Source organism: Ktedonobacter robiniae, from assembly GCF_016587375.1.
GTDB classification, from domain to species: domain Bacteria; phylum Chloroflexota; class Ktedonobacteria; order Ktedonobacterales; family Ktedonobacteraceae; genus Ktedonobacter; species Ktedonobacter robiniae.
In genome coordinates this window covers 1,410,876-1,422,569 of sequence record NZ_BNJG01000002.1, presented here as the reverse complement: position 1 = coordinate 1,422,569, position 11,694 = coordinate 1,410,876, and the positions used below count along the sequence as shown (strand labels likewise).

Here is an 11,694-nt window from a genome sequence, read left to right as displayed (position 1 = left end):
GCTCTCCGCTTCTCACAGAAAAGATAAGTGTTTGCCAGGTGAGTCGAGAAATATGCCTCTGATGTCTCTGATGTCTCTAAAAAGTCAGCCAGAAAAGCAAGCAACCCATCTTGTCTCTACAGTATAAGAGCTCTTCCAACAAGAAGACACAGGCGAAAGATAAGAAATTTCCGACACGTATTTGTACACAATGCCCAATAGACATACACACTGATTAATCAAGAAGAATGAAAGAAACAGGACCCGACATCCGTCGGGTCCTGTTTCTTTCATTCTTCTTGATTATTTATAATGCTCTTCGTCCTGTCACGGCGTGCAAGATCGCGACAAGGATACAGGCACCAATCAGAGCAACGAGCAGGCTCCCCCAGAAACCAAAGGTTGCATCGGGCGCCAGCAGGCCAACAATGAAGCCACCGAGCAAAGCGCCTACTAGACCCAGGACGAGGTCACCGATAAGGCCATAGCCTTTGCCTGGCATAACCACGCCAGCCAGCCAACCGGCCACCAGGCCAATAACGATCCACGCAATAATACCGCCAGGGTTGAGTGCTGCAGCAAGAATCAAGTGCATACTTTTCACCTCTCGATATGGAAAATCTTAACAATATCTGATAGATGTATGTAAATGTTCATCTACCAATTAGTACACGATCCAGAAATAAAATCAGATGAGGACAAAAGGGAGAGATGAAGGCCCTAATTAATATACTTAAAAGAGTGCGCTTAACTATGATCCATTGAGAATAAAAAGCCTTGACTGAGCATGCTGAGGTTGGAAACGCATCTCTTTTTGGTTTTCAAACTCAACACTTCCTCTATACAGCCTATGATAGACTAGATAGAGGAAGATAAGACTCCGAAAGCATTGAACGACGGCATGTCCATTGCAACGGCGTATGGTTTTCTCTAGAAAAAGAAGGGAAGTCTTTTCATGGCAAACAAAGAACAGAAGAAAGTGCAGAAAGCTGCACCCAAATCAAATAAGCAAAAAAAAGAAGCCCAGCGCGAGAAGAAAGCTGCTAGCCGTACTCAAGCCTAGATGCTTCAAGCAAGAAGGTTCGCAAGCGGGAGTCAACCCCGCTTGCGAACCTTCTTTACAGGAATACCATTGGGTGAGCGCTGAAACCTTTCCTCAGCACTCACATCTTGCGACCCACCATCTGCTCCGGAAGATGAAGCGAATGTTTTGCCAGACCTTCAAGCAATTGCGCAAGACCGTTCACAATGCGCTCTTCACTCCAATCGAGTGTGTGGCGTTGATAGAGATAGAGATCTACCTGGATAACCGCCAGCAAAGACTCAGCAAGATAGTCACTATCCAAGTCAGCACTGCATGCGCCTACCTCAACAGCATTCTGCAAGTAGTATTTAACCCGTTCTTTATTCCATTGGTGCCCAGCACACTGATAAAAACTCCGACGTCCCTGAGTCTGATACGCTCTATACAAGGCTTGAAGATGTGCTGTGTGCTCTTCGATAAAGTACGCAAAACGCATGAGGAAGAGATAAACAAGCTGTAATGGTTGCGAATCCGCCTGCTCATATCCAAAGTTAGCAATCGCCTCTTCCTGAAAGCGCTCGAAATGGGGAGAAAGCAACGCTTCTAAAAGCTCCCCTTTATGGGCAAAATGGCGATAAAGCGTTCCCTGGCCAACGCCAGCCGCTTTGGCGATTTCCGTCATCGTGACAGCCTCAATATCTCGTTCGGAAAAGAGCGCCTCCGCTGTTTGTAGGATCTGCTGCCGGTTCTCCAGGGCATCACGGCGTTCTTCACGCCTCTGCTTCTGCTCCGTTACCTTCTCTCGTCGATGATTCACTCAAATCCTCCTTTGACCTCTTGACAAAACGGATTGCCGTCCGTATAATGCCCTCATAACGGATTGCCGTCCGTTTGTAGTATACCATAGGAGGGCGTTGCGAGCTAGTTGTTCGTATCTTCTGGTTCGTTGGCGACCTGATTGAGGGAAAAGGAGAGGTAGACTCTCCTGCGCTCCCATAAGAAAAAATCGGCGGACACAAATCTAAGGTCGTCTAACGACAGGCGCCTCAGTGAATATCTGAGAAGTTGTCATGTCGTAAAGAGAGGTTGTCATCATTATGAATATATACCGGCATTCTTCTTACTCTTTTTCTGCTCTCTTTGAAAATTGAGAAGAATGCTCATTTCACAAAACATTCTCAGAGGGAATAGAAAACAGCACCACACTCATGCATGTATGTAACTATTCGCTCTTCTTTATCGAAAGGATAACATTATGCGTTCACTTCAGGGAAAAGTTGCGTTAGTGACAGGTGGTAACAGCGGAATTGGCCTGGCAACTGCGAGAGAGTTTTACGCGCAAGGAGCAAAAGTTGTGCTTTCAGGGCGCAACCGCGAAACATTGGAAGCAGCCGCGAGAGAGTTGGGAGAGAACGTGCTGGCGGTTCCCTCAGATGTTTCGAAGCTCAGTGATATCGATCAGTTGATCGCTCAGGCACATGCGACATTTGGCGGATTGGATATCCTCTTTGTCAACGCGGGCATTGTCAGAAAGGGAGCGCTTGAGGAAGTGACAGAAGAAGACTTTGACACGGTGATCAACACCAATTTCAAAGGAGCCTATTTCACTATTCAGAAAGCTCTACCGATTCTCAACGAGAATGCATCGATAATCATCAATGGTTCCATCAACGCCCACATGGCGATACCTGGCAGTTCAGTCTATTCGGCAAGCAAAGCCGCGATCCACTCCCTCGCGCGATCCCTCTCTGCTGAGTTGATTGAGCGTGGCATTCGTGTCAACACCATTACCATTGGCCCTACCGAGACGCCAATCCTGGATGGACTACCACCAGAGGCATATGCGGCTTTTACGCAACAGATTGCGCGACGATCTCCAGTCAAGCGGTTGGGACATCCTGAAGAAATCGCGAAGGTGGCCCTGTTTCTTGCGTCCTCCGACTCCTCCTTCGTGGTAGGATCAGAGATCTATGCTGATGGCGGTATGCTCTTCAATACGCTCTAGTCCGCCTTCTACAGTTGATTAGAGAAAGAACGAGCTACAAAATGGTGAATTCACGTAGGGTCCATGCTTGCATGGATTTTCTCGGGTGAGCAGAGTCCATGCAAGCATGGACCCTACAAACTACGTGAATTCACCACTTTTGCTCTCTACCTACGCAAGTTGCAAGCGCAACACGGTCAACGAATGCGCCGGAAAGGTATAGCTCAGCGTTCGCACGGACCCAGGAGCCTCCAGTACACGCTCCTGCGCGGCAACCACCGCCTGTTCCGTGAAGGAGTTCAGGCTATCGACCTCAGGCCCGTTCACTTCATATGCTGTGAACTCAGTGATGGTGGCCTCTTCGGCCAGTTTGATTGTTGTCTCGTGTGCCCGCTCGCTATCGCGATTGACCACAGCCAGGGTGAGTACTTTGCCAGCCTCGTCACGTGTCGCGGTCACATCCAGTAGTTGAAAAGGTCCTAGATTGGCAAAGTGCTGTCCCCAGGGCGCTTGCTCCTGCTCAGTGGTCAAGGCCATCTGCTCACTATCGACATGCACATCCAGCGCAATCTCCTGCATTTGTTCAGCATACAGGCGTAGAGGATGATAAATTGTTTGCAAGAAGAGGCCTTCAGGGCTGGTAAAAATAGGCGCAATCACGTTCACAAGCTGGGCCAGGTTCGCCATCTTGACCACATCGCTATGCCGAATGAAGGTATTGAGATAGACACTAACAGCCAGAGCATCGGAGAGCGTATATTGCTCCTCCAGCCGACTCTCGGGTGTATGCTGGCGATACCAGACATTCCATTCATCGTATGCGATATAAATAGGATGCTTAATCTTCTGCGTGAAGCGCGCAGCTTCGATGAGGGCCTGGCTGCTCTTAATCGCCAAATCGGCGAGCGCAGGCGCAAATACATTGCTATAGTGGTTGGCGCTGCCGGTATACAGATGAATGCTATAGTAATCTATCCAGGGAGCCAATCCCTCGATCACAACGCGATCCCACGCGTGCCATCCCTGTTGGCCGCAACCCACCAGTTGAATACTCGGGTCGGTCCATTTCATGACCTTGGCAAACTCAATGGCCTTTTTGACATAATCCTCTGGACTGAGATGACCTATTTGCCAGTCGCCATACATCTCGTTCCCCAGGCCCCAGTATTTAACGTTGTATGGCTCCTCATGTCCATTCTGCCGCCGCAGGTTCGCCCAATAGGTATCACCGGTACCGTTACAGTACTCGACCCAGGCCCGCGCCTCATCCATTGTCCCCGAGCCCATATTGACGCACAGATAGGGTTCAACTCCCAGTACCCGACAGTACTCCATAAATTCATCGGTACCGAAGCGATTAGACTCCACCGAATGCCAGGCTAGCTCCAACTGGCGCGGCCGCTTCTCAACGGGACCAATACCATCAGTCCAGTGGTATCCGCTCACAAAGTTGCCACCAGGCCAGCGTAAGACGGGAGTCTGGAGACCACGTACCGCCGCCATGACATCTTTGCGGAACCCCTGCTCATCACTCAATAGAGAGCCTTCCTCATAGATGCCCCCATATATACAGCGTCCTAAATGCTCAACGAAACCTCCAAAGATCTTACGATCGACAGTACCAAGGCTGCGAGCCATATCAACATGTATCTTTGCCAAGAACTAGCTCCTTCTAGCACTATACGGTCACGGCTGCTTTGCAATCGTCTTTGCAACGTTGCAAATAACGTACTCTATCCCTTTACCTTTTGTCAATAGCTGCGCCATCGCAAGACGTGTTTCTGTTGACAATTGCACAGTTAAGGTGCTACTATTTGCGGCAGGGTTCTTCAATCTTATTACGAAACCCAACGTCACTCTCGTGACTAACGCTCCCCCATTCGGGGCAAGCGGTGGCACCCCCATTCGGGGGCACAGCGGCCGCGCGCTCAGGGTTTTCGGAGAAGAAATTCGCTGAAATTAAAGAATGGGATGCTCTTTGGCTGCCACATTAAAGGATGTTGCCCTCAAAGCTGGGGTTTCAATCCGCACCGTCTCAAATGTCGTCAATGATTACCCCTACGTCACTGCTGAAGTGCGTGAGCGCGTCAAGGCAGCCATCGAAGAGCTGCAATATCAGCCAAACCTCTCTGCCCGCTACTTACGTAAAGGCCATTCACAGCTTCTGGCCTTTGCTATTCCTGACATCAGCAATGTCTATTTCTCCGAGATCGCCAATGCGATTATCAGCGCAGCCGCGACACGCTCTTATACTGTGCTTATCGATCATACACAGGGGAAACGCGACAACGAGCGAGCCGTGCTCAAGGGCTTAACTCCTCATTTGATTGATGGGGTTATCCTGAGTCCCCTGGCCCTGGAGCCAGAAGATCTCCAGCCACGCGTAGGCTCGATCCCCGTGGTGCTGCTGGGTGATCGCATCTATGATGTGCCTTATGATCACGTTACCTACGATAATGTCTCTGCTGCTCGTACGGCAACCCAGCATCTCATTGCCACAGGTAGGCGACGCATTGCGGCTCTTGGGATGCAGGAGACAAACGCACACGAGACCGAAACCTCTCGCCTACGCCTGCGTGGCTATACTGAAGCACTCACACAGGCAGGCTTGCCCATCGATCCTCACCTGATTATTCGTGGCCTGCCTGTGTATAGCCGCAGCACTGGCGCGCGCGCCATGCGTTATTTGCTGTCGCTGGATGATCCCCCCGACGCAATTTTCTGCTTTAATGATCACCTGGCATTAGGCGTTTTGCGCGTGGTCTATGAGGCAGGCTATCGCGTGCCTGAAGATATCGCCGTTGTCGGCTTTGATGATATCGAAGATAGTCGCTATGCCGTCCCTGCGCTCACGACTATCGCGCCTGATAAAGAAAGGATTGGTGACCTGGCGGTTGCCTTCCTACTTGGTCGTATCCATGGCACACGCAATGGGCCACCTGAGCGCGTTGAAGTGCCTTGCCACCTGGTCATCCGCGAGAGTACCATGAAAGGCTAAACCTTTAGGTACTTCCTCCAAATTTTGGCTTGCCATCCATCATTTTCCCTCATCACTGCAAATGTGCGCGCAAACTATTGACAAGCATAAATTTTATATGTTATGTTTGCAACGTTGCAAATAAATTAACGAAGGTGTTGATCCTGATGCATCTCTTCCTAGTTTTCATTCATTAGCTTGATATATAGCCAGATAGCGCAGAAGGTAAAACTAGAAAGGACACACTGCTGTGAAATCATCCTTTCCTCGCCATCCTTTCTATGGATATGCACCTGCCTTTCCCCATCGCCAGCCTGGCGCGCACACACATTCTAGCTCTCTTGCATGGGTTATATATATTGCTCGACTAACGTTAACGCCTATCCTCCTGGTGCTCTAGCGCCGTGTAAGCATTTTGCACGGCATATGGAAGCCAGGGCTTTTTTTATATTCCATCAGTATCGTTTTATCATCGTCTGATGTAGGATCACATGTACGTCGTTGTGCAAGACCTCAGGAGGGAAATAGTTATGTTCTCAGAGCAGGATGGGCGGTTGCCGAGTGCGACAATGCCTACACCCGCGCAAGGCATGACTCGTCGCCACTTTTTGGAGCGCGCGGTCGCGTTAGGTATCGGAGGGAGTACCGCGCTTGCGGCGCTTAATGCCTGCGCGACTCCAGGCAGCGCAGGCGCCAGTCTCACCTTTTGGAACCTGTTCGGCGGTGGTGATGGTGTGCGTATGGAGCAGATGGAAGATAACTTCCGCAAGTCTCGTCCAGATGTCCAGTTGGAGGCGGTCACACTCTCATGGGGGGCGCCATACTATACCAAACTGGCGATGGCCGCGGCGGGGGGGCGTCCTCCCGATGTGGGTGTCTCGCATATGACGCGGGTACCACTCTATGCCGCAAATAATCTGCTCGATCCTTTTGATCTGGACGAGTTAGCGAAGGTAGGCATTACCGAAGATCGTTTCCTCCCCGATATCTGGAAGCGGGCGCAGTATAACGGCAAGCTGTACGCGATTCCACTGGATACCCATCCCTTTGTGATGTATTACAACGTGGATATTTGTGCAAAAGCTGGCTTGCTGAATGCTGATGGTACGCTCAAACCGTTGGAGGGGGCGGAGGCCGTCATGGATGCCTTTAAGCGTACCAGGCAAATCACCAATTATTTAGGCCTGGCGGTTGATACGCAGGATGTTACTCCCTGGCGTGTCTTCTATTCGCTCTATTCACAGCTCGGAGGCGAGGTACTATCAGCGGATGGACGTCAATTAACGATAGACAATGCTAAGGCCATCCAGGCGCTCCAATTCATGTCCGATCTCACGCAAAAAGAGAAGGTGGCATCCTCCACGCTAGATTATGCTGGCGCGGTTGCGGCCTTTGGTAGCGGGAAGGCCGCCTTTCACTGGAATGGCGAGTGGGAGGTCTCCACGTTCTTACCCCAGAAAGATCTGAAGTTTAACATGGTACCTCTCCCTAAAGTCTTTGATCTGAATCGCGCCCAGGCTGACTCACATGCGTTCATCCTTCCACACCAGATACAGGTTGATCCAGCGCAGCGCAAGGCTGCGCTAGAGTTTATCGCCTTTATGCTGAAAGACAGCCTGACTTGGGCTCAGGGAGGCCATATCCCCGCCTATCTGCCCATCACCGATAGCACAGAGTATAAACAGCTCCAACCACAGTCGAACTATGCCGACGCAGCCGCTCACGCGGTCGTTGATCCCATTGCCTGGTTCAGCGGCTCCGCCTCTGAATTGGAGACTCAGGCCGGGTCGGCCTTCCAATCTCTTCTGGCTGGACAATTCACACCACAACAAGCTCTGGACCAGTTTACGGGCGCAATCAATAAGCTACTGAAAATTACGCCGCCATTTTAATCGTGCGTGCATAGCTATCTCATGCGGCAGGAATCCCGCTGACACTGTAGTCAATGAGAGGAGAAACGATGTCGGACGTATCAATACAAAGAGACGTGAGCGTAGGAACGCCGAGCCAGCAGCAGATTGAGAGCAAAAAGGCTCAGCGCCGCCGTATCGACCTGGTGGGCTTTGGCTTTGTGCTTCCATTTCTACTCATCTATGTCGTTTTCTTAGTCTGGCCGGTCATTCTCGGCTTTCGGATGAGCTTCTTTAACTGGACCATCGGCGGCAAGGGGGTCTCCAATTTTCTGGGCCTGGCAAACTACCAGGAACTCATAGGTGATCCGGCCTTCTGGTCCTCGCTGTGGACAACCATTGTTTTTACCGTCATCAGCACACCGATCCTGGTGATTATCGCCTTGCTCCTGGCGTTACTGGTGAATCGCGCTATTCCGGCCCAATCGTTGTTCCGTACCATCTTCTTCGCGCCCTTCATTCTGCCGGTTTCGGTGGTCACACTGATCTGGGGCTGGCTCTACCAACCCGGCTTCGGCCTGATCAATGGAACCCTGACCTCCCTTGGACTAAAAGAGGTCCCATGGCTGACAGATACCCACGTGGCGATGATCGCTGTCGTCATTCTCACCACCTGGTGGACCGTCGGCTTTAACTTTGTGCTCTATCTCGCAGGCATGCAACAGATTCCCCAGGAGCTCCTGGAAGCCGCTAATATCGACGGAGCAGGCTCCTGGTCACGTATTCGCTGGATCACTATTCCGCTCCTCAATAGGTCGACCGTCTTGATCATTATCTTGCAGGTGATCGCCTCGTTACAGCTCTTTACGCAGACCTATCTGCTGACGGGCGGTGGTCCCAACTTTGCCACCCGCTCGATCATTCAATACATTTATGAAAACGGCTTCACCTCGTTTCGCATGGGCCTCGCCTCCGCGATGTCCTATGTCTTCTTTATTCTGGTATTACTGGTCTCGTTGGGGCAGTTTGCTCTGCTCAACCGTCAAAGGAGGGATGCCTGATGGCCATACAGAGTGTACAACCAGCGGTTAGCAAGGAAAATAGCACGACGAGGCAGCCCTATGATTATCGCCGCGCTAATAAGCTTGCCTACTGGGCATCTTTTGGACTCCTCGTTCTCTTAGCGCTTCTCTGGATTCTACCTCTTCTCTGGGCCATTGATACCTCCCTGAAACCAGAGACCGAAACGACAACGATTCCAATTACCTGGCTCTCTTCACATTTCACACTGGATGCCTTTACCAGTACGCTGGCAAACAGCCAGATGTGGCGCTGGTATTTCAATAGCACCTTGACCTCTGGCTTGATCAGTCTGCTGACGATCTTCCTGGCGAGCCTGGCGGCCTTTGCCTTCTCGCGCATCCCCTTCCGTGGGAATCGCATCGTGTTCTGGGTGATCCTGGCGGGTATTATGGTCCCGGGTCAGATCTTGATTGTGCCGCTATTTACCGAAATGCAGTCATTCGGACTGGTCGATACCTATTGGGGAATTATCCTGCCCCAGATCGCTTCGCCCGTGGCGGTCTTCATCCTTAAACAATACTTCGATGGCATTCCTGCTGAGTTCGAGGAGGCGGCTCTTCTCGATGGCGCCAGCCGCCTGAGCATCTACTGGCGCATATGGATGCCGCTTGCCAGGCCCGCCCTCGCCGCAGTTGCCATCTTTACCTTTGTGATCTCGTGGAACAACTTCCTCTGGCCGTTCATCATTATCTCCAACAACAATATGATGACTCTACCGGTAGGGTTGGCGACCGTTCAGACCTCATTTGGTATTCGCTACGCGCAGATTATGGCTACTGCTCTTCTGGGCGGTATCCCGGTCTTGATCGTTTTCCTCTGTTTTCAGAAACAGATTGTACAGGGCATTGCCGGTACCACTGGCTTGAAGGGTTAACATATCCTTCCCCACTAGAGGCCGCCTGTTCGCAAGCGGCCTCTTCTTCGTTGAGAAGCTTATCGGTGATGTGTAGGGTCCATGCTGGCATGGACTCTCGTGCCCGCAACGTCGCTTCGCTCGCAGTCCATGCCAGCATGGACCCTACAGGCTCTTTCGCTCACGAATTTGGTGAATTCAGCACTAAGCGAGGCTAGTAAAAAGGCGGTACAGGAGAATTTCTTCCTGTATCGCCTTTTTACTAGAAGTAAATCCATTTAGCAATTGACAAGGGTGAGATACTCATGAAAAACCCAGGAGCTTGCCATGAAACATCCCATCCCTGTCACGTTGACTGAGACAGATCGTGCCTCGCTGCAAACGTTCATCCATGCAGGCAAAGCCAATGCCAGAACGTTTACCCGAGCCCACGCCTTGCTCAAAGCGGCCGATGGCTGGACCGATCAGCAGATTTGCGAGACCTTCCAGATCAGCCGCAATACCTCCATTCGAGTTCGGCAATTGTATCTGCAAGGCGGACTCGAAGCGGTCTTGCAGGACAAGCGGCAGCAGCGCCGTCGTCAGGCTCTCACAGGAAGCCAAGCGGCTCATCTGATTGCCATTGCATGCAGTCCCACTCCTGATGGGCATGACCATTGGACGTTGCGATTGTTGGCTGGCAAGGTTGTCGAGCTGGGATTTGCCGAATCCATCTCGCCAGAAACCATTCGCCAGCTCCTGAAAAAAACGAACTTAAACCTTGGCAACACGAGCACTGGTGCATCCCAACAGTAGGAGCCGAGTTTGTCGCGACGATGGAAGATGTCCTCGACCTCTATGAGGAAGAGGACGATCCACACTCTCCCACTGTCTGCTTCGATGAGAAGTTGGTGGCTCCAGAGGCCGATGTGCGACCTTCTGTGCCAGCCAAACCAGGGCAAGTGGAACGCATCGATTATGAATACGAACGCTTGGGCACAGCCAACCTGTTTTTCTTTGTGGAGCCGCTTGCAGGCTGGCGTCACGTTGAGATGACCCAACAGAGGACCAGACGGGATTATGCTCATTGCATCCGCTGGCTCGTTGATGAGGCCTATCCGCACGCTGAGTACATTCGTCTGGTGCAGGATAATCTCAACACACATACCGCTGCGGCTCTCTATGAGACGTTTGAGCCCGCTGAGGCCAGACGCCTCTTGCAACGGATCGAATTCCATTACACGCCCAAACATGCTAGCTGGCTTAACATGGCTGAAATTGAGATTGGGATTTTTACCCGTGGCTGTCTTTCGCGTCGGGTGCAAAGTCTGTCTGAGCTACGTCAACGCATTGCGACTTTGGAGTCCGAGCGAAATGCTCAGCGTTGTACCATTTCCTGGCGCTTTACCTGCAACGATGCTCGTGACAAGCTTCATGATCTCTATCCTGTTATCAATAACAAACTGGACTGACTACTAGCTTCACTACTGTTGCCTATTCGTCCAAAAGCTCTTGACTTTTTGTGGGAAGCATAGCTATGATGAGCTTGGAACGTTTTGTGTCTAGAGGATGCGTGCAGGCATTCCTTTGCCAATGGAAACAAATAGCGCGTGCCTCGGGCGCGCCAGTATGAAGAGGAGAAAAAAAGTCCGTATGGACGGTGACCCTGGTAAACCTCCGCAAGCTATGGAGGTTATCATCTGTTCCATGGCAGACGCCTATCTGACCTGATAGCCACGATCTATCACCCTCCCGATATTTCCCCGCTATCACCTCACTATCGCGCTTGCCGTGGCCAATAATCCGGTAAGAAGCGAGAAGCGTGAGGTGGTACAGTCCTCAACGAATGTACCTCTACCTCTCCACAAGTAAGCGAGCGCTACTTATGTACACGCCTACGCGTTGCTCTATGCTTATGTACTATAGGTCCTTATGCGTTGCTCCGACGCATAGGTGTTTATATGT

The 11,694-nt window shown here is 51.3% G+C and carries 9 protein-coding genes; 6 read left to right on the top strand and 3 right to left on the bottom strand.

What is annotated here, in order from left to right:
* Nucleotides 1-286: 286 nt before the first annotated feature.
* Complete coding sequence (locus JMJ04_RS26880) at nucleotides 287-574, bottom strand: GlsB/YeaQ/YmgE family stress response membrane protein (protein WP_201373497.1); 288 nt, start codon at nucleotides 572-574, stop codon at nucleotides 287-289.
* A gap of 568 nt (nucleotides 575-1,142) precedes the next feature.
* On the bottom strand, nucleotides 1,143-1,820 hold the full coding sequence (locus JMJ04_RS26875) for a TetR/AcrR family transcriptional regulator (protein WP_201373496.1): 678 nt from the start codon (nucleotides 1,818-1,820) through the stop codon (nucleotides 1,143-1,145).
* Nucleotides 1,821-2,258: 438 nt separating this feature from the next.
* On the opposite strand from JMJ04_RS26875, the gene JMJ04_RS26870 reads away from it, so the two are divergent.
* The gene (locus JMJ04_RS26870) at nucleotides 2,259-3,008 is read left to right on the top strand and encodes an SDR family oxidoreductase (RefSeq protein ID WP_201373495.1); all 750 of its coding nucleotides are present in this window, start codon (nucleotides 2,259-2,261) and stop codon (nucleotides 3,006-3,008) included.
* Between the two features lie 150 nt (nucleotides 3,009-3,158).
* Here the strand turns inward: JMJ04_RS26870 and JMJ04_RS26865 are convergent, their stop codons facing one another.
* Nucleotides 3,159-4,646: an alpha-N-arabinofuranosidase gene (locus JMJ04_RS26865; RefSeq protein ID WP_201373494.1), complete on the bottom strand. Its 1,488-nt coding sequence runs from the start codon at nucleotides 4,644-4,646 to the stop codon at nucleotides 3,159-3,161.
* Nucleotides 4,647-4,965: 319 nt separating this feature from the next.
* On the opposite strand from JMJ04_RS26865, the gene JMJ04_RS26860 reads away from it, so the two are divergent.
* The 5 genes from JMJ04_RS26860 (at nucleotide 4,966) to JMJ04_RS26835 (ending at nucleotide 11,201) form a co-directional block, all read left to right on the top strand.
* Nucleotides 4,966-5,985, top strand: a complete 1,020-nt coding sequence (locus tag JMJ04_RS26860) for a LacI family DNA-binding transcriptional regulator (protein WP_236038415.1) — start codon at nucleotides 4,966-4,968, stop codon at nucleotides 5,983-5,985.
* A 509-nt stretch (nucleotides 5,986-6,494) separates the two neighbouring features.
* Entirely contained in the window at nucleotides 6,495-7,856 is a 1,362-nt protein-coding gene (locus JMJ04_RS26855) for an ABC transporter substrate-binding protein (protein ID WP_201373492.1), read from the top strand.
* Nucleotides 7,857-7,924: 68 nt separating this feature from the next.
* Nucleotides 7,925-8,875 carry a carbohydrate ABC transporter permease gene (locus JMJ04_RS26850; RefSeq protein ID WP_201373491.1) on the top strand — a complete coding sequence of 317 codons (951 nt, stop codon included), beginning with the start codon at nucleotides 7,925-7,927 and terminating at the stop codon, nucleotides 8,873-8,875.
* Nucleotides 8,875-9,771, top strand: coding sequence for a carbohydrate ABC transporter permease (locus JMJ04_RS26845; protein ID WP_201373490.1), 897 nt, complete (start codon nucleotides 8,875-8,877; stop codon nucleotides 9,769-9,771). The genes JMJ04_RS26850 and JMJ04_RS26845 overlap by 1 nt, the downstream gene beginning before the upstream one ends.
* Before the next feature lie 306 nt (nucleotides 9,772-10,077).
* Nucleotides 10,078-11,201, top strand: a protein-coding gene (locus tag JMJ04_RS26835; protein ID WP_420799508.1) for an IS630 family transposase whose coding sequence is annotated in 2 segments (ribosomal slippage) — nucleotides 10,078-10,492 and nucleotides 10,492-11,201 — 1,125 coding nt in all. Because the reading frame shifts where the segments join, the coding sequence is not laid out codon by codon here.
* The last annotated feature ends 493 nt before the right edge of the window (nucleotides 11,202-11,694 follow it).